The organism is Rhizobium sp. BK251, from assembly GCF_004345245.1.
Lineage (GTDB): Bacteria > Pseudomonadota > Alphaproteobacteria > Rhizobiales > Rhizobiaceae > Rhizobium.
This window is the reverse complement of the sequence record NZ_SLUQ01000017.1, coordinates 63,844-82,388: the sequence shown is the minus strand read 5'-3', so window position 1 is coordinate 82,388 and position 18,545 is coordinate 63,844. Positions and strand designations below refer to the sequence as shown.

Below are 18,545 nucleotides of genomic sequence, written 5' to 3'. Positions count from 1 at the left end.
GCAGCTCGTTGCCAAGGGCATCCGCGTGAACGCCGTCGCACCGGGTCCTGTCTGGACGCCTCTCAATCCATCTGACAAGGAAGCAGAAGATGTCGCGAAGTTCGGTTCGAAAACACCAATGAAGCGTGCCGCCCAGCCGGAAGAGATTGCCCCTGCCTACGTGTTCCTCGCATCACCGCAGATGTCGAGCTACATCACCGGTGAAATCCTTCCAACGCGATAGGCTTACTGGATGTGAAATCTGGGCTATGGAAGGCGGTTTCGGAACTTCGAGAGCGCACGTGTGTTTCCGCTTGGCGGAGGCAGGCGATGAGCATATTTTACTTTAAGACCGAGGATCTCGACACCGTATCGCTAGGCGACAATGGATATGATTTTCCAGATCTGATGTCGGCAATTCATGAAGCGAAGAGACTTCTGGCGGAAATGGCGCTCGATGGCATTCCTGAGCAGAGTGGAAAGCGTCTTTCCGTTGAAGTAAGCAACGCGCAACGGATACCCATTGCAAAGCTCTCGCTGGAATTGACGATCTCGTACGCGCAAACGTGAGCGGCGCTCATTCGCCGCGCCGTGGCTATATCGGTCGTCCGCGAGAACTCACTGAACCGTCAAAATCTCTCGTACCTTCTGAGCGAGATCATCGATCGAGAAAGGTTTTGTAATCATGTCCATCCCAGGAGCAAGGAAATCGGCACGTGATGCTGCCGTCGCAGCATACCCCGTGACAAACAGAACTCTTAGCGAGGGACGCGCACCAATGGCGATTTCCGCAAGCTGCCGGCCGTTGAGGCCGGGAAGTCCCACGTCCGAAATCAGCAGATCGATACGTCGCGTGCCCTCGATGATAGGTAGAGCCTCAGCGCCATCAATGGCTTCGACCACACGGTAGCCTAGCTCCTTGAGCACGTCGACCACTAGCATACGTACCGCCTCGTCGTCTTCGACGACGAGAATTGTTTCTCCTTCGCCGCGAGGTGGAACGAACTGCGAAACAGACGATGACTTCGGAGCTGACGCTTCTTCGGGGCTACCCGGCAAATAGAGTTTTATCGTGGTGCCAAGGCCGACTTGGCTATAGATTCGAACATGGCCCCCTGATTGCTGGGCAAATCCATAAATCATCGACAGACCGAGGCCCGTCCCTTGGCCAATTGGCTTTGTCGTAAAGAAAGGATCGAAAGCCTTCTCGATCGTTGCCTGCGACATTCCTATTCCGGTATCGCTGACCGCCAGCACAATGTAGCTGCCGGGCAGCAGTGTTTCACCACGCGCAAGGTCTGTTTCTGCGAATACTACATTGTCGGTTTCTATCGTGAGCTTGCCGCCATCCGGCATTGCATCACGAGCGTTGATGACAAGATTGAGGATCGCACTTTCAAACTGATTGACGTCAGTAACTGCTTTCCAGGTTCCTGGCGTCACGTTGATCAGCAATTCCACCTGTTCGCCAAGTGTCCGGCGGAAAAGGTCCTCCATAGAGCCAACGAGTTGCTTCAAATCGACAGGCTGACGATCCAGCGATTGCCGGCGCGAAAACGCGAGAAGACGATGCGTTAGAGCCGCAGCTCGGTGCGCAGATTTGGTCGCCGCATCAATGAAAGTATCCAACTCATCCAGCCGATTGGCCGCAATTCGGCGCTTTATAATTGCGAGCGCCCCTATAACGCCGGTCAGCATGTTGTTGAAATCGTGCGCGATACCGCCAGTCAATTGCCCAACGGCTTCCATTTTCTGAGCTTGCCGAAGCTGGGCTTCCGTTTCTTCGAGCGCTGTCTTTTGTCGTTTCTCAAATGTCACGTCCCGGCCATAGGCGTAGATGCGGTCTTCTTCGCGCGAGGTCATCCATGACACGACCCGAGGTGATCCGTCTCGGTGGGCAATGCGAATCTCAAAGGCGGTGTGGGTGTTCTCGATCGCCGATTTCAGATCGGGTTTGATCTGATCGCGATCGTCGTCCCACACGAAGTCGAGAACTTTTCTGCCGGTAACTTGGTCGGAAGGGTAACCGAGGATTCGGAGACATGCGGGACTAACATCTCGAAAGACACCGTCCGTATCGATCACGGCAAGCAGGTCTCGCGAATTTTTCCAGACGCGATTGCGTTCGCGAAGGCTCTCTCGCGCGATCTCCGATAGCTCCTCATTTGCCGTCGCTTCCCTCGTGCGCGATGGAGCGACACTCGTCAGGGATGGTTCGTGCCTGGACGCACTGCCTCCCGACGGATCGGACGATGGCTCGTAGAGCTCGAATCCCAAGCCGACGTCGCTTGTGGGGACTTGAGTAGGGGACTTAGGCGGCCTTGGCGCCCTTGGCATTCGCCTGGGATGTGGCGAGCTTCGTCAGCTTTTTATCGGTTGCTTCTTCCTCGGCGAGGTTTGCCTGCAGCAGTGGAACGGCATTCTTGAGACCGAGCTGGCCAGCCCAGGCGATGAGCGTGCCATAGCGGGCGATCTCGTAGTGTTCGACCACCTGGGCCGAGGAAATGAGGCCGGCGTCGAGCGCAACCGATCCCTTGAATTCTTCCATGATCTCCTCTCCCTCGGCGATCATGCCCTGGATCGCCTCGCAGGTCTTGCCGCGGGCTGGCTTGCCGAGAATTTCGAAGACTTGCTCAAGGCGCTCGATCTGCCCCTGGGTCTCGTCGCGGTGGTGCAAGAATCCTGCCTTGCCTTCTTCAGACTGGGCGGCGCGGGCCATCTTCGGCAGGGCTTTCAGGATCTGCTTTTCGGCGAAATAAATGTCCTTGAGAGTATCAAGGAAAAGATCGTCAAGAGTTTTCGTCGTTGCCATCGTCTCCTCCTGTGGCAATGGAATTTGCGGGAAATTAACGCCGGGTGTTGGGAGTTGTTCCGGAAGGAAGCCGAAACCTCTTCACGCGTTGAAAGTCGAACGGAAGCGGAGCAAATCGATGGGTGGGAACTGGATGCACCTTTGTATCGACATGCAGCGGATGTTCGCCGAGGAGACGCCTTGGCACGTGCCTTAGATGCGCCAAGTGTCTCCCCAGGTCGAGGAGATCACCCATCGGCATGCGCATAGGACGGTGTTCACTCGCTTCATCACTCCGGAACGGCCCGAACACATGTCGGGAATGTGGCTGGCTTACTACGAGAAATGGCGGACAATGACCCGCGAGCAACTCGATCCGGGTTTGCTCGACATCGTGCCGACGCTGAAGCATTTTATTCCGCCGGCACGCGTATTCGACAAATTGACGATGGCAAGGCTCTTCAAGCCAAGCTCGATGAACTCATCCTCCCTCACAAGATGAGCAAGACGCTGGCCGAAGGCGGTATGTGTCGAAGACGTTGCCGACGAGAAGGCGGCGCAGGGCGCTACCGCTCAAGCCTGAGGTTGTTGTCGTCTGCTTTCCAGCAACGCGTCGGCGTCTTCAGGCGCGCGCTCGTGCAAGCCGATCAGATGGTTACCTGCGCCGCTCGACCGCACGAGTTCGTCGACCTTTATCTGCAGAGCTGCATGTCTCGGCTCTGCGAGTGCTGGACGAGAAGGAGGATGAGAACCGTCGTCACCGTGCCAACCGTGTCAGCAGAGAGAAACCACCAGGTTGGAAATCCGGCCGCGATACCGACTGACGTCCATCCAACAGTCATCACGCCCACGGTCGCGACCGCAATCTGATGACCAGCTACCGCTACCGCAATCTCGGAAAGTCTGGGAAAGTGTTCTTCAATCAGTCGCATGGCAATCTCCGCACCTATAAATGTGAGAGGATCTCGTACGTTCCTTAACTCTTGCCACGTCGGCGTACAGAAGCTTGAGTTCGGAGTTGGCACGATGGGATAGGGAACCGTCAGTAGCCTGGGCGGCATGGGCTCCGGATCAGCCGACTCTTCCCATAAAAAATCCGCTCGCGAGGAGCGACGCAAGTTTTCGCCAACCGTCACCCAGGCGCGGTACAAGGTCTCAACCGACGAAAAAAGCCCCGCTTGCCAGGCGGGGCTGATAGAAGATCATGATATGAACGGCGAGAGAACGCGCAATACTGTGATTGGTTCCATCGGCCCAATCCTTTCCCCCAACGACGCCCGTGCGAATCCCTCCGAAGACCAGCTATCTTGCTGTGCGAGAAAAACGATCGGGGCATCGGCCGAACGCTGGTCGCTGTGGAAAGTTAATCTAATCTAGCAAACCAACGAGGAGGGCTGATCGTGATGATAAATCCCGGTAGGCACAAGTCTCGTAATTTTCGGAATTCTTCTCCTGGTTTGGGAGGCGTTCGCCAGTCGGCCGCTCAGTGATCGGCACCGCGAAGCGGCAAACGACACTACTTCGACATTGGAACCTCGTGCTCAGGGCCTTGGATTCCTGGGCATAACGAGCAATTGGGTGGGTCTCATAGTTATGGCCGCGCGTGCAACAATGTTGATCGCCACTGCCTAGTTGCCAGCAGAGAGCGTCGAGAACTCCCATTCATCAACGGAGCGGCCCCGACACCAAAGCCTGGAATAGCATCGGGGCCTTAGCGGCCGCCGGAAAACGTCTTGATGGACCGGCCGCAGGTTCGAAAACTCAAAGCCAGCCCGTCTGTTCCGGGCACCGTTGAGAAATACGAAAGCCCCGACGGAAGAGGCAAGCGCCGGGGCAGGTCGACTGGCGACCCCAATTTGAGGGACGGTGTTCCCAGATTACTCGACCCGTTTTTCTAACAGCGACGAGGCTTCTAGGTTCCAAGCCAACATTGCGAAAACTAACACTTCCGCGAGTCGCCAATCTCAAGCGCCGCCTGTCTGTACGGCCGAGCAAACAACAAGCATAAATCTTTTTTGAGCGAGATGATCGGTGCGGGTGGTAAACATTCAGGCTGTCGGCCAAAATTTGTTCGTCACCGCCGAGCCGTCATCTGGAGGATTGGCGCGGATCCCAAAAGTTGCGCCGGCCGTTCCTAAACAAGAGGCGCAGAAGGATTCCATCGTCAAATACGTGCATGAAACAGCAAGGGTTATCCTTTGACCTACTCAGAAAGGTCTCCCGGGTCAGGAGGGCAACCGGCAGTGGCTCCACGCTCGCGCAGCCAATTTTGCTTTCGAATTGCTGCGTCGCAACGCAGTTTCCGCCTTGAACATCAAGTCCACTTTCGTAATTTTTGAACCATCGGACGGCCAAAATAGCGGAGGCGGAATATGGCTCCTTCATTTTTTGATCGCGCAGTCTATGTGCAGCGCTCGCACTTCATAGACGAGATTACCTGCCTTGAAGAAGCGTTTGATCTCCTCGACGACTGGCCGCATGAGCGCCGTGACCTAGCCTATGAGACGCTGTACAGAGCCTGCCGCAAGGCCGCCCAGGGAGCGTTTCCGTTAAGCGCCGTCCGTGAGAACTTCGAACGCTTTGTCAAGAAGTCGGGCATGCTTGCCGAGGTTGGAGGAGTTTCCAGCTTTTTTGTCATGGCGCGCAACCGCAATGTCGGAAGCGCTTAGACCGGCAGCATGGCTCTTCGTCGTCGAAGGTGCCCTTTGCTCAGGGCGGTACAGTCGTAGACGCTTCGGCGGCCGCCGCTGTACCGAACGCGGTCATTTCAAGCGCTGTTGTCTTCGCACGCTGGAGTGCTCAGTCTCGGTGATCGGTTCTCTCTCGGGCACCCGCAGGGAGATGCGTTCGCTGTCCTCACCGAGGAACTTGTCCAAGGTCTCGATGACTCGTAGAACCTCATCCAAGCCTCGAGGTCCGAGACGATCCCGACATGTGAGCGCGTAAAAGAGCGACGCCGGAAGTTTTGGATGCTATTCCATATCGAGTCCAAGAGTGGCAGCTAATGGAGGCGTTGTTCACGAGAGCCTTGAACGCTGTTCTCGAATAAACCGCCGGGTCTTTCGGGGTTAGCAGGCCGGAATTTTAACGGGAGAGGCCCTCAGCGAATTCGGCAGGCGGGAACAATTGGACGATCCTCTCTTTTTATATGAGTAAGGAGGAAACGTCATGGAGAAGACCCAGTCGTTTAAGATCGCTGAAGAATACATGCGACTCGGCGGACGCAAGCTCGTCAAGATCGACGATAACATTGTATCTACGAGGCAATGGGAGAAGGATACCCCGGAAGCGGAGGCTTTCTGGAGAGAAAACATCGAACCGATGGACGAAAAGCGCCGACGTGAAGTGGAGGTCCATCTCGCGTCGATCAGCGACGTCTAGCTCGTATTAACCCTTCGTAGGCCGAATGGAAATATGCCGCGGGGGTTACCATCACCAGATGAGCGCGGCATGACATGCCAAGAATTGGGCGGGGAACCGGTTAGTTTCGGCAGTCTGTATCAGTTGCCCTCCGTCCTTGGGAGATCGAGCTCGATCATGACAGGTGCGTGGTCGCTCGTGTGGTCCCAGCTTCTCGGCTTCCTGCGGACAGTTGCGAAGACCGGCGTCCCGTCTGACGGAGCAGGCCGTGGGCCGGTGACGATGAAGGACCTCTCGTTGTCGCCGACGGTTGACGGGCGCGGCGTTTTTTTGGCCAGGTCCAACTCCATGGTGAGCTGGCCGACCTTGCGTTCCAGCGCGGCGATCCGAGCCTCGTATTCAGCGACAACGCTGGCCTCGGCTTCCTCGTCATTCAGTTCGCCGCGGTCGAACTGCGTCAGCCAAAGCTGAATGAGATTGGCTGAGACGCTATAGGTGCGTTGGGCATCGCGGCGTCCAACAACGCCACTGCGGATGTCCTGGCATAGCTGCAATTTGAACTGCGTCGAATGCCGGCGGTATGGACCTCGTGACTTCATGAGCCTTCTCCGATTGAGGCCCACAGAACGTATCAGTTTTTTCGGCCCTGTTGGTCCAGCCCGAGGGGTTCACTCCAAGTGCCTAAGCACCCATCCGCTGGGACAGTTCCTGCAGAAACACGCTCCGGGACGGGCTGGCTTGGAGCACGTCGACTGCGGCAGTCATAGCCCGCCGGCCTTCGCTGCTATCGATCTCGCAATGGTTCTCAGCGCACCACTCACGCACCGCGCCGATCACGAGTTCAATTTCCTGGTCTGACAATGAGATGAGAGTTTGGAGGATGTCGTGCCCTCCGTTATCCGTCAAGAGCGCGTATAAACTCCCAAGCGGTCCCCGCCGATAGTCTGTGGGGCCGACGTTTCCAGTTTACGCCACTTGTGGATTATTGAAAGGTCTATCTTTTCAATCACGCGCTGCAACGCATCGCTAGTGCGTCTTGACCTTCCCCGTTGGCCTCTACATGGCATTCGAAGAGGCGCAGTTTGGCGGATTATCGATGCCCAGCGTGGATTGGGGTGGAGCCGTGGTTGTGGAGTGCAGCAAAAGCGGCGATGGCGTCCCCGTGAACACTGCCAGCGAAGCTCTGGACATACTGCTGACGAGGTGGCCGACGACCAGCGGGCGTCACTTCTTTGCGGCCCTTCAAATATGCTCTGCCGTGGAGGAAGGTCTGTCTACTCCGGCGCAGGCGCGTCTGGCATTTATTGCCGCCGCTCGTGAAGCGCCGGTTGAGGTCCGGCAGCATAGCCAGCTCTAGGGTCGTGCAGGTTTGATTGCGGGCGCGTCTGGGCTCGGCGCAGGAATAGTCAGAGCCGGTTTGGGTTCCGGTTGGGTGAGTGACGATGCAGAAGCCGCCGTAGCGAGGTCGGTGTCAACGCTCCAAAACGTCCAGGCGACTGCTCCGACAGCAACAAGCGCCATGACAATCGCCAAACCGGTCCAAAGGGACGATCGGCTAAAGCTTTTATTTCGATGTGGTTTCGGGTTGTCATTGGCGTGATAGCTCATCGAGGTCTCCATCAGACATCAACAGCGACCTGACGGCTTTGTTCCACTGGCCTACCCTTCCTCGTGAACCAGAATGCGCAACCGCCTGATCTCGTCGGCGGCATGCAGCAGGGCGTGGGCCACGATCTCGTCCGGTATGTTGTGCAGCATTGCTGACAGCTGCGGCTGTTCCCTGCCGATGCCTCGCTCTATCGGTACGACCTTGCCTGTAGCGTCCAGCAAATCTCGCAGTGCCCATTTGGTTGACGCCGCGCGATCGAGGAGCCGGTGACACTCAAGCGGTGTCAGTTTGTCGATCTCGTTGGCGGCCCGGATCAGTTCGGCGACGAAGTCCGTCGTCCTGGTCATGGGGCATCCGCCCGCCCGTAGAGCAACCTGTATTCGGCAAGCTCCATCAGAGCGTCAAGGATTTCCTCCTCGCTCCATCCCTGCCGCGCCGCCTTCTCCACCAAATCCTGAAACGCGAGCTCGATCGCTTGCTGGCAATCGAGCAACCGGTAGGGTTGATCCGCCGGGCGGGACGGTGAGTGGATCTGCACCATAACGCAGCATAACGGCGGCCGTTGTGTCTGGCTACTTGGAAGCAAAAATGCCCCGCTCGCAAAGAGCAGGGCAAAGTCGCCAACATATTGCGTCGCTGAGGGCTAACGCAACGGCGCTACGCTAGCTATCGAATCGCAAATTGAAAGACCACCGTTCGAGCGAGGAACCCGGGCTGACTACGGCATCGGCACTACGCCATCCGGTGCGGATGAAAAAAGCCCCGCTGGCAAAGCGGGGCAGTCCGGGACGTGATGATATGAACATGGGGCAAACGCAGGGCGCCCTGATCTGTTCCCTCACGACGTCAAAACGTGTTGATTATCCCACTGCCCAAATCCGTGCTTCGACGCATGCGTCCAGGAAAGCCAGACGGGCAGCCTCCGGTGACGCCATGCCCTTGTCGAGGCTATAGCAGGCCTGCAGCGCGCGCTCGCGCAAAGCGCCATCGTCTGTTGGCCATTGCCCCAGGAGCAAGTTTGCGGCCTCGCGGCCACACGTAATGCTGCGACTAGATCCGTCGGGAAGCGTGACGACGATTGCTCGGGTCCAATATCGATTGAGCATGATCCCCCCAGTCTTTTTATTTGGGAAAGGATAGGTTTTGCAATAGCATGCGGCAAGGTGAAGGCGCTTTCAGACGATCACAAATGCGTTAGAACGGTGGCTATCGCGGCACTCGTTTCTCCATTTTCTCAGGCGTTCAACCTCTTCCGCGCCGTCCTGCCCCCCTCCCTTGATCGAGAAAATCCGTGCGTCGTCGCGCTAGAGTATCGCCACTCGAGGAATCGATGCCTTGCAGGCACAGCGCGACGACGATGCATCTCGATCAGGATCTTGCCGCTCTCCACGCAAATCTGTGGCAGGCGCACCTCTCGGCTGCGGGGCTTTCCTGAACCCGAAAATCGTGGACGTTGTGCTGGTTCGCCGCCCCGATGGGCGGGCGACTTGTGCAAGGTCGCCATCGATGAACCTCAATTCCCTCCCTTCAGGGGGAATATTCCCGGGAGAGGCAAAGCACTAGAAGCGACCTCCGCTTCCCAGGTTAAAGATAGAGGAACATTCGTTGAATCAATGTATAGTGCGGGTCTTGATGAAGTCGTTTTCAGAACACGAGTCGACGGGGGAGTTGTGAGAAAAGCTCATTGCCTTTCGCGGGCGCTGTGGGCCAGCGCCGCCATTTCGATCTTGGGCAGTCCGGCAATTGCACAGGAAGCCACTCAAGCGAAAAAGGGCGACCGCCTGGTGACGGTCGACGACCACGGTTTCACCGTGCAATCTCCTGACGGCGGCATCAAATTCCACCTCGGTGGTCGTCTGCAAGGTGATTTTGGGTCTGGAGGCAGCTCGGCGGTGACGGACGAGTTTCCCAAGCATGCCGCTATTCGGCGGGCTTGGCTCGAGCCGAAACTGACGATCTATGACGACCTGATCTTCGCGCTGCAGTACGACTTCAGCAGCGACACGACTCCAGTCGACAATCTGATCGCGACCTACAAGGGCTTTTCTCCATTCACCATCACGCTTGGCAATTTCAAGGAGCCATTCAGCCTCGATGTGCTCACGGCCAACAATGACATCATGTTCATGGAGCGCTCGCTTCCGACCGCCTTTGCGTCCGGGCCCGCAGGGCGTAACACGGGTGCAGCCATCGGCACGCATGGCGACAATTGGACACTTGCCGGGGGCGTCTTCGGAGGCAACATAAACCACAGCGTCGACGGTGTCGGCATCGAGGGGACGATCCGTGCGACCTATGCACCGATCCTGACCAGCCACGAGGTTGTCCACTTCGGTGTTTCCGCCAACTATCACTCGCTCGCCAACGATGTTGGCGCTTCGTTCTCGACCACGCCGGAAAGCTTTCTTTTCGATGCCGACCTCGTCAAGACGGGCAACATCAAGGATGCGAACTCGATCGGCCGCCTGGGCCTGGAATTCGCCTGGGCAAATGGTCCCTTCCGAATTCAGAGCGAATACATCGCAACGCAGGTCGATCGGGACACGAAACCCGACGCCTTCTTCCAGGGGGGATATGTACAGGGAGGCTGGGTCATCAACGGCAATGCAGCGCCCTACGTGCTGCAGGCCGACACCGCGACCGAGATCGGCATATTCAAGCGTGTGCAGCCCAGCAAGGACCAGCGGGTGACACAAGGCGGGGCCGGGGTATTCGAAGCCGTCGCCCGCTACTCCGCCATCGACCTCGACAGCCACGATATTCAGGGAGGCTTCCAGCAAGACGTCACGCTGGGCCTGAACTGGTATCCTGAGCCTTTCGCCCGCGTGATGGCGAACTACATCCACGCATGGGCCGACCCGACGGCTGGCAGCCTGGGCGGCGACGACGGAAACGCGGATATCTTCCAGATGCGGTTGCAGGTCGCGTTTTGAAAACGCCTTGACGTCAAAAGCCTTACCACCCGTGTGGTGCGCTTGAGGTGAGCTGCGGAGCTTCTCACTCCTTTCTGCGACATGCCGTGAACGCTCGTAATCGCGCGTTCACGGCATCCCTCGGCCGACGGCACGTGCATGCTCATGCTCATGCTCACTGAGCGCGCTCGATAAGTTCGCAGCGGAAATCAACAATCGACACGCCCTAAAGCCAAAGCCAGGCTGGTTACGCATCGGCAATGTGGCCCCACGATTGCCTGTCATATGCCCGCGTACCAGTCGTATCCCTGGTCCTCCCAATACCCGCCGCGACCACCTTGAATGTCGGCAAAGCTCGAGACCAATTCAATGGACTTGATGAATTTGCTCATCTTGTATCCGAGCTGGCGTTCGACGCGGACCCTGAGCGGAGCTCCGTTTGCAACCGGTAGAGGGGCTCCGTTCATCGCATAGGCCAGGATGGTCTGCGGATGTCGCGCGTCAATAAGATCAATGCTTCCGTAGAACTGAACCTCAGTGTCGCCGCTCTGCCAGTTGTCGAAGCAGTGAAACACCACGTACCGAGCCTCTGGGCGCGGCTTCACCTGGTCGAGCACCGACGAAAGCGGAACACCCGACCATTTGGCAATAGTGCTCCAACCCTCCACACAGTCATGGCGGGTGATCTGGGTGCGCGATGGCATATCGCGCAGTCCGGCGAGGGAAAATGACGTCGGCCTTTCAACCAATCCACCGACCGATAGCCGATAGGCGGAAAAACCTTCGCCGGCCAGGCGGTTGTATTCGTCGGTGTCGATCGCGGTCGTTCCATTTGGCCTTTGCTCCTGGCGAATGTCCGCCTCGGTGTATTCCGGTGCCAACCAGGTGTTGCCAAGTAACAGGCGCTGCATCCGATAAGTGAGATCGTTTGCGCTGGCTAATATTTCGCGAACACTGTCGTCCTGATCGCCGAGAAAATCGAAGTTGCTGCATCCGGCCAGGGCCAATGACGACCCGGCCACCGATGCAAGCCCAAGCAACCGACGCCTGGAAAGCTTCTGCTTTATCATTTCTCTTTCTCCGAAGGCGACTCGACATCCAGGCCTGCGCGATACCAGCCCGTGATCATTGAGCGCAGCTCATTTATCGGCCCTGCCGCGACAACCATCGCGATGTGAACGAGGAAGAACAGAACCAGCAGACATGCGACAGCGAAGTGAACGGAACGGGCAGTTTGCCTCCCTCCAAAAATCTCCAGAAGCCATGGCCAAGCCGCGTCCATGCCGGGCGACATCGTGAGCCCCGTCAACACCATGAGGGGCAAGAGTGCAAAAATGACCGTGAAATAGCTCAGCTTCTGTAGCGGGTTGTAGCGCTGACCGTGACTGAACCGAAACTGCAGATGGGAGATGAGGTCATTTGGCAACGCGCGCAGGTCACGACCCTTCGGCAGGAGGTCTCGCCACGCATGTCCGTTAAGAAGACTAGCGACGAGCCACAACAGCAGCGTCCCAACCAGCAACCAAGCGAAGAAAAAGTGAATGACGCGCCCGGTAGCGAGGTCGCGGTAGGAAGGAACCGTTAACGCGCTCGGGAATCCCTGGAACTGTCGATCCGATACTGGCCCACTTACACCGAACACTCCCGTCGTGTCGAACTGGTGGCCGAACAGCTCCGTTTGCCCTTTCGGTCCAGTTGGAGTCTCGACGGCCGACATCCGAAGCACCGAGTTGTCAAAGCCGAATCCCGACTGCTGCCCGATATAGAGATCGGGACGCGCGTTGAATATTTGCAAGCCCGACATCAGCAGAAAGACCAGGCAACCAGCCCAGGTCCAGTGGGTTATGCGGGTCCAGATCGACTGCCGATAGACCAGTTGGCGCATACGCGTTCTCCATTGAAGAGCGTTGGTCCAGATCGAGATGACGGCGACTTGCGCGGTTGCCGGTCCGCGACAACTGCGCAAGCAGCCTGGATACTGTCGACTACTTGTGCGGCTTCATGTGATCGTCAGCCATCGCACCACCGGACATCGCGCTGTGATCCATGGCACCCGTCGCGTGCGTGGCCATCGCGCTGCCTCCCATGGCGCCGGAGGCCGCGCGATGATCGCAGTTTGCGCGCTGACCGGACTGACAATTGGTCGTGTTGGCAGCCATCGCGCTAGTCTCCATGGGATGCGGGGCCATCGCGTCCTGGGCGAAGCTCGCGGAGGCCGGGACGAGGCAGGCGAGGACGGCAAAGGCGGAAAGGAATCTCGTGTTGGTCATGATTACTCTCTTCTTCTTTTTGTGGGCATGTGCCCATTGCGGTACAAGACGATTGCCGCAGCTTCCGATCGTTGCGGACCGAGCGACCTTCGCTGGACGTATACCCGCGCGCGCCAAACCGTATGACTATTCCGGAGGCGAACGCCGGCAGCGGTCAGAGTTTCGTTGGCGACAAAGCCCCCGTCTTGAAGAAAACGTCACGTGTTTGCATGAAAGCACGGCGTACGCTACAGCGGTGATTTTTCTTAGGCCGATCAGCTATTTACCCGCTCATCAGCCAAATCAGGATGTAACGAAAGGATAGTGCCGATGGTGTCAGGTAGCATTCATGTGAAGGTCAGCGGTGCGCTGCAAGACCACATCCAGCAGTAGATTGGCGACCACGGCCTTTTTGAGAACGCCCGCGAATACATTCGCGCATTGATCCGTCGCGACTTGCAGACTCGTGCTGAGGGATGGGATGCGCTCCAAAAGGAGCTTGCACCGGCCATACGGGCCGATGACAGTGAATTTGTCACGGTCACAGCCGGGGATGTCATCCATCGCAACCAGCGCGGCTAGAAATGCTTGCATATCGGTTCTATCCGCGGGCGGACGCCACTCAGGACAAGATCGGGCGGGATACCATTGAAAAATGGGACGAGGAGCAGGCGGTGACTTACATCACCGGCTTGCCTAGCCACTTGCGACGGTTGTGCGAGGAGAGGGCGATATGGCCCAGGTGCAGACAAACAAGTTCACATGAGAACGACAAGGAGAAATCCCCAGAAGTGGACTTCTTGCCGGGCCGCAGGTAGTAACAACTGTATAGGGCGACCGCTTTGGGCTTGGGGGCGTCGTGAGACGGGCGCCTCCTTCGCGTCAAAAGCGGTCATCCAGAAAGCTAGAAGGCGGGCGCGTAACGTCCATCTGGTCCGACTTCCTTGCTCATGTCGACGTCGATTAGGCAGTGACCCCTACTGGGAGCGAGCCTCTACTATGGCGGCTTTCAAAATCTGGAACGCGTAGTCTGCAGTCGTTTTCTCATCGTCCGCGCAGAGTTTCAGCGCGCTGCATCTATGCTTCAAATCTCGTTGGATGCGGCGTCGCACCCTTCTGACAACGGGGGCGTGCTCATGCTTCAGGAGTTCCTGCAAGCAAGCGACGGCGACAATTTCGGAAACCAGTAGTTTGCCTTCGACTTCGCCCATGGTGGGAACGGCGAAATGTTCGCTTCCCGGCCTGTAGTCCCTATCAGTGGACAGCATACTAATTCTCCCTTGCCTTGACTGTGTCTTGCTCTGGATCGAGCGGCGGGGCCGTACGCGCCGGCGGTTCCCGTGAACCCTGAAGACTCCTTTTTCGATCGGCTTGCGGGCCGCGACCCAGTTCTCCAGGTCGCTGGCGTCGGCGTGACCGCTGCACGCGTCGAATTCCACCGCCGCACTCATCTTGACCTCATCGCCCGGAATGCGCACCACGCAGGCGCAGTCCCGGAGAATTCGACCAAGCCTTTCCACAGCCTGGAATCCTACAGGGAGCACGGCGTATTCCGGCGGCCAGAGCCGATTGGGCAAACGGTGTTGGATGTGCCCGTTTCACACATGCTACCCGCAGCGGTGATGATCTGAAATCCACGCATCAGATTAAGCGCTTTCGACTGCTCGACAATCTCGGTAGATCTGACGTTCGAGGCATTGAGCGCCCGTATGAAAGCGGGGTTGTTCGTCACCCAGAGCGATCTTCAACCAGCCGAAATTTCTATCTTCCTGTCGTTACTCTTCGCATTGGGAGTCTTGGGAAGAGTCACTTTCAAGACACCCTTTGCGAAGCTGGCGTTCACCCTCTCGCTATCGATGTACTCCGGCAGCTGGAAGGCTCGTTGAAAGGAGCCATAGCTGCGTTCTGAAATGTGGTACGATTTGTCCTTCTCTTCCTTTTCTTCGGACTTCTCGCCACGAATGGTGAGCAGGCCGTTCGCGAGCCTCACCTCGATGTTCTTCTCGTCGAGACCTGGAACCTCGGCTGTGATCTCGAAGGCGTCGTCCTTCTCCACCACGTCAACAGCCGGAGACACGACCCAGTCCTTCGACGCGCTGGAAAGGCGACCCAGCAAGGGGCGGGCCAGAGGGCGCCAGGACGACGGACCAAAGTCGTCGAATAGACGATCGATCTCAGTACGAAGCGACTCGAACGGAGAGAAGTTTGCTTGTGACGGAGTTGCGGTTTTGGGTTCTGTCTTAACGGGGAATGTGCCGGACATGGTCATCTCCTGTATGTAAGGCACGGATCCTGCTCGGACCCGTTTGCCGATGCCTTGCTCAATCGCGAGCCCACTTATAAAAGCACGCTCAAACTCATGAGACTTTGATCCCGGTCAAAGAAGGGCGTTGCTGCGCCCGGCTATATCGCTCAATGGCAACCGTGCCGAGAAATGCGACAACAATTGTCACCGTCATCCAGCGATGCCCAATTGGCGCTCTCGCAGCGGCAAACGACGTCAGCGACATGTCCGAAGTAATGCCCTTGGGCGGCCCATGATCTCTTCCCAGATCGCAATGGCGATCTTCTGCGAAATTTCGTCGGATTTGATCAAACGCAATGCTGCCCTGATTGAGGAGACGGATCATGGACGCAAAACCCTCGAACGACGTCACAATGGAGGAATGTGACTAAGTGATCTCAAGCTATGTCAAAACATCATCGACAAACTCGGCTGCGATCCGATCCTGGGACCCTCAATATTGGTGTCGCTGTAAACGGCGTCGTCACCGTTTCAGGCCATGCAGGCAGCTACGCTGAGAAGGTCACAGCCGAGAAGGCGGTGAAACGGGAGAGCGGTCGACATGTCAATGACACTTCGGAAAATGACACCGGCAGAATGCCTGGAAATGCTAGAGGGCGCACACTACGGCCACCTTGCGTGCAGCAGCGACGGGCAACCTTATGTTGTGCCGATCTACTTCGCGTTTAAAGCAAGGGTGGCGTACAGCTTCTCAATGCCGGGACGCAAGGTGGAATGGATGCGCCGAAACCCAAAGGTTTGCCTGCAGATCGAGGATTGGCCTGCAAAGGGCAGTTGGAGAAGCGTCGTGCTGAATGGACGTTTCCAGGAATTACCAGACGACGACACTTGGCACGAGGAACGGATACATGCCTGGTCCTTGCTCGAGAAACGCCTGAACTGGTGGGAAATGGGTTCGCTGACGCCTGACGCAGTACCGCTGGCGTACGCTTCCCCGCACCTCTTCTATTGCATCTTCATGGATGAGGTGTCGGGCCGAATTGCCGCCCAGACTGATCAGCTTGCGTAGCGAGCCAAGACTGAAGCTCTGTGCCGACAATCTGCGTTGAGTCGCCCGAATCGCGGTGGTGGATGGGGAGACGTTTACGCTTGCAGAAGGCGATTCCGCATCGTTAGATTCAAGCGTTCCGCATGGTTATCGGCGCCACGGCTCCTTCGCGTGAATGGCGCTCGTGGTGACGGTTGCCTGAGCCAGTCAACCACGACATGGCCTGTCCTCTTGCGTCCAAGTGGCTCTGCTACGGCTGATATCCGGACGATCGTGCTCATGCGCTTGATCCGGCGAAGGGCCGTGCTTTGGGTCGGAAAGTCGGCATTGTGGCTCTATTGCTGTTTTTTGCGGTGAACACACTACAGTCTTTATGGGCCGGGTCGGACACAAGTCCGTACGCGTAGTGGAGGGGAATAGAAAGAATGGAGCATTCGACCGGCGGCAGCTTGGAGAAGGCGCTCCTGGTGGTTGCGCTGGGCGGCCTTGCTGGCGGTCTCGTCCTGGCTTTCGGGAGCGGCAGGCCTGAGCTTGCCTCCATTGTCTGGCTCGCAGGCGCGGTCCCGGTTCTCGCAGGGCTCCTGGTCGAAATCCTGCGAAGCCTGCTTCGGGGTGAGGTTGGGCTCGACATCGTGGCGGCGCTTTCGATGTCGGCAGCGCTTCTGTTCGGCGAGACGCTAGCAGCCGCCGTCGTCGCTGTCATGTATTCCGGGGGCACCTTCCTCGAAAGCTTCGCAGAGGGCCGCGCGCGGCGCGAGATGCGAGACTTGCTCGCGCGCGTGCCCCGCACGGCAACGCGCTACCATAATGGCGCGCTGGAAGATGTGCTGCTCGACGCTATCGCACCCGGCGACCGGCTGCTTATCCGGCAGGGCGAAGTAGTGCCGGTCGATGGCACGGTCTCGTCCGCTTCCGCCTTCCTCGACACCTCGGCACTGACGGGCGAGTCACTTCCGGTGAAGGTGGCGAACGGCGGCGAAGCGATGAGCGGCTCGACAAATGCGGGCGATGCATTCGACCTTGTCGTGACGCGACCCGCCAAGGACAGCACCTATGCCGGCATCGTGCGACTTGTCGAACAGGCTCAGGCCTCCAAGGCACCGATGTCGCGGCTCGCCGACCGATGGTCACTGGCCTTCCTGCTGGCTACCGTGGCGATCGCCGTGTCGGCCTGGTCGTTTACCGGCGACCCGATCCGTGCCGTCGCCGTGCTGGTGGTGGCGACCCCGTGCCCGTTGATCCTGGCGGTGCCCGTGGCGTTGGTGGCGGGTCTCTCGCGCGCCGCACACTACGGCGTACTGGTCAAGGGGGCCGGACCACTCGAGGCGTTGGCCCGCGCGCGCACGCTGATCCTCGACAAGACCGGCACGCTTACCGATGGGCGGCCGCAGATCGTCTCAATCGACGCGCATGGAGGAATGGAGGTGGACGAGGTGCTGAGGCTGGCAGCGGCGCTCGATCAGGCCACCAAGCACCCGGTGGCGCAGGCGATCGTTGCAGCGGCGCGCGAGCGGGGGCTGACACTGACGGTTCCGAGAGAGGTGGCCGAAATCCCAGGCGAAGGACTGGTGGGGTTGGTAGAAGACCGCCCTGTCGTCGTGGGCGGGCATAGCTTCGTGACCGGCCGTTTGGGAATGACGGCAGCGGAATATCCCGCCCTGGCAGCGGGATCAGTTCTGGTCGCGGTCGGCGCCGACGGTAAGCTCGTGGGCCACCTCATCATGGCCGACCCCCTGCGGGATGGCACCGACAGGATGCTTTCCAGACTGCGCCGACAGGGGGTCAGCCGCATACTGCTGGCAACGGGAGACCGTCAAGAGGTCGCCAAACGCATCGCCGAGGGGCTCGGACTCGACGGCATTCGCGCCGGCCTCACCCCTGACCAGAAGGTGCTGCTGGTGCTGACCGAGCGCAAACGCGGCCCGGTGATGATGGTTGGCGACGGAGTGAACGACGCCCCGGCTCTTGCCGCGGCTGACATCGGCGTCGCCATGGGCGTGCGTGGGGCGGCGGCGTCGGCGGAGACTGCAGACGTGGTCCTGCTTGTCGACCGCCTGGACCCGCTGGAAGCCGGCGTCGAGATCGCACGTGGCGCGCGACGTATCGCGCTCGAAAGCGTGGTGGCCGGCATCGGGCTTTCCGTTGCCGGCATGGTCGCCGCAGCCCTGGGCTACCTCACTCCTGTCCAGGGCGCGCTGATCCAGGAGGCGATTGACATTGCGGTCATACTCAATGCGCTGCGTGCGCTCCGCATCTTTCCTGCCGAGACGACCGAACCTACACCCGCAGTGGGGAGTCGAGCGTTTCAGAAAAGGGTTCAACCGTGAGGAGTTTTTCGCATTCGGATGTCCA

17 protein-coding genes and 3 pseudogenes are annotated in these 18,545 nt (G+C 58.4%); 9 read left to right on the top strand and 11 right to left on the bottom strand.

The features are described from left to right. Together EV286_RS30750 and EV286_RS30745 are read left to right on the top strand one after the other, a co-directional pair. The coding region (locus EV286_RS30750) for an SDR family oxidoreductase (protein WP_132961029.1) at positions 1–223 on the top strand (223 nt) is incomplete at its 5' end. A gap of 86 nt (positions 224–309) precedes the next feature. Further along, entirely contained in the window at positions 310–549 is a 240-nt protein-coding gene (locus EV286_RS30745) for a hypothetical protein (protein WP_132961028.1), read from the top strand. Positions 550–597: 48 nt separating this feature from the next. On the opposite strand, the gene EV286_RS30740 is transcribed toward EV286_RS30745, so the two are convergent. After that, positions 598–2,127 (bottom strand): response regulator, encoded by a 1,530-nt coding sequence (locus EV286_RS30740; protein WP_281041150.1) that lies wholly within the window; start codon positions 2,125–2,127, stop codon positions 598–600. Between the two features lie 163 nt (positions 2,128–2,290). After that, complete coding sequence (locus EV286_RS30735; protein WP_132961027.1) at positions 2,291–2,791, bottom strand: ferritin-like domain-containing protein; 501 nt, start codon at positions 2,789–2,791, stop codon at positions 2,291–2,293. A gap of 196 nt (positions 2,792–2,987) precedes the next feature. Between EV286_RS30735 and EV286_RS30730 the strand changes: the two are divergent. Continuing rightward, a pseudogene (locus EV286_RS30730) lies at positions 2,988–3,218 on the top strand (cysteine hydrolase); the annotation flags it as partial. Positions 3,219–3,462: 244 nt separating this feature from the next. On the opposite strand, the gene EV286_RS30725 reads toward EV286_RS30730, so the two are convergent. Continuing rightward, positions 3,463–3,702 carry a low affinity iron permease family protein gene (locus EV286_RS30725; RefSeq protein WP_245500889.1) on the bottom strand — a complete coding sequence of 80 codons (240 nt, stop codon included), beginning with the start codon at positions 3,700–3,702 and terminating at the stop codon, positions 3,463–3,465. Positions 3,703–5,142: 1,440 nt separating this feature from the next. Between EV286_RS30725 and EV286_RS30715 the strand changes: the two genes are divergently transcribed. Both EV286_RS30715 and EV286_RS30710 read left to right on the top strand, forming a co-directional pair. Beyond that, complete coding sequence (locus EV286_RS30715; protein ID WP_132961026.1) at positions 5,143–5,439, top strand: DUF982 domain-containing protein; 297 nt, start codon at positions 5,143–5,145, stop codon at positions 5,437–5,439. A 499-nt stretch (positions 5,440–5,938) separates the two neighbouring features. Continuing rightward, positions 5,939–6,151 (top strand): hypothetical protein, encoded by a 213-nt coding sequence (locus tag EV286_RS30710; protein ID WP_132961025.1) that lies wholly within the window; start codon positions 5,939–5,941, stop codon positions 6,149–6,151. A 119-nt stretch (positions 6,152–6,270) separates the two neighbouring features. On the opposite strand, the pseudogene EV286_RS30705 reads toward EV286_RS30710, so the two are convergent. Together EV286_RS30705 and EV286_RS30685 are read right to left on the bottom strand one after the other, a co-directional pair. Further along, positions 6,271–6,366 (bottom strand): annotated as a pseudogene (locus EV286_RS30705) (exodeoxyribonuclease III); the annotation flags it as partial. A gap of 1,423 nt (positions 6,367–7,789) precedes the next feature. Beyond that, positions 7,790–8,086, bottom strand: coding sequence for a hypothetical protein (locus tag EV286_RS30685; RefSeq protein WP_132961023.1), 297 nt, complete (start codon positions 8,084–8,086; stop codon positions 7,790–7,792). Between the two features lie 1,140 nt (positions 8,087–9,226). Between EV286_RS30685 and EV286_RS30675 the strand changes: the two genes are divergently transcribed. Beyond that, the gene (locus EV286_RS30675) at positions 9,227–10,672 is read left to right on the top strand and encodes a porin (RefSeq protein WP_132961021.1); all 1,446 of its coding nucleotides are present in this window, start codon (positions 9,227–9,229) and stop codon (positions 10,670–10,672) included. Between the two features lie 260 nt (positions 10,673–10,932). Here EV286_RS30675 and EV286_RS30670 read toward each other — a convergent pair whose 3' ends face one another. The 3 genes from EV286_RS30670 to EV286_RS30660 form a co-directional block, all read right to left on the bottom strand. Next, on the bottom strand, positions 10,933–11,721 hold the full coding sequence (locus EV286_RS30670; RefSeq protein ID WP_132961020.1) for a molybdopterin-binding protein: 789 nt from the start codon (positions 11,719–11,721) through the stop codon (positions 10,933–10,935). Beyond that, positions 11,718–12,536 (bottom strand): cytochrome b/b6 domain-containing protein, encoded by an 819-nt coding sequence (locus tag EV286_RS30665; protein WP_132961019.1) that lies wholly within the window; start codon positions 12,534–12,536, stop codon positions 11,718–11,720. Before EV286_RS30665 ends, EV286_RS30670 begins: the two co-directional genes overlap by 4 nt. Positions 12,537–12,636: 100 nt before the next feature. Then, a complete protein-coding gene (locus EV286_RS30660; RefSeq protein ID WP_132961018.1) occupies positions 12,637–12,921 on the bottom strand; it encodes a hypothetical protein in 285 nt (94 codons plus the stop codon). Positions 12,922–13,230: 309 nt separating this feature from the next. Here EV286_RS30660 and EV286_RS32915 point away from each other — a divergent pair. Beyond that, positions 13,231–13,482, top strand: a pseudogene (locus tag EV286_RS32915) (transcriptional regulator). Between the two features lie 395 nt (positions 13,483–13,877). On the opposite strand, the gene EV286_RS32655 reads toward EV286_RS32915, so the two are convergent. The 3 genes from EV286_RS32655 to EV286_RS30630 form a co-directional block, all read right to left on the bottom strand. Beyond that, positions 13,878–14,420, bottom strand: coding sequence for an MBL fold metallo-hydrolase RNA specificity domain-containing protein (locus EV286_RS32655; protein WP_245500888.1), 543 nt, complete (start codon positions 14,418–14,420; stop codon positions 13,878–13,880). Between the two features lie 224 nt (positions 14,421–14,644). Then, positions 14,645–15,163: an Hsp20/alpha crystallin family protein gene (locus EV286_RS30635; protein WP_207909950.1), complete on the bottom strand. Its 519-nt coding sequence runs from the start codon at positions 15,161–15,163 to the stop codon at positions 14,645–14,647. A 94-nt stretch (positions 15,164–15,257) separates the two neighbouring features. Next, positions 15,258–15,530 (bottom strand): hypothetical protein, encoded by a 273-nt coding sequence (locus tag EV286_RS30630; RefSeq protein WP_132961017.1) that lies wholly within the window; start codon positions 15,528–15,530, stop codon positions 15,258–15,260. 216 nt (positions 15,531–15,746) lie between these two features. Here EV286_RS30630 and EV286_RS30625 point away from each other — a divergent pair, with 216 nt between their 5' ends. Both EV286_RS30625 and EV286_RS30620 read left to right on the top strand, forming a co-directional pair. Then, positions 15,747–16,214 (top strand): pyridoxamine 5'-phosphate oxidase family protein, encoded by a 468-nt coding sequence (locus EV286_RS30625; RefSeq protein ID WP_132961016.1) that lies wholly within the window; start codon positions 15,747–15,749, stop codon positions 16,212–16,214. A gap of 404 nt (positions 16,215–16,618) precedes the next feature. Beyond that, positions 16,619–18,520 carry a heavy metal translocating P-type ATPase gene (locus tag EV286_RS30620; RefSeq protein ID WP_132961015.1) on the top strand — a complete coding sequence of 634 codons (1,902 nt, stop codon included), beginning with the start codon at positions 16,619–16,621 and terminating at the stop codon, positions 18,518–18,520. Positions 18,521–18,545 lie beyond the last annotated feature (25 nt).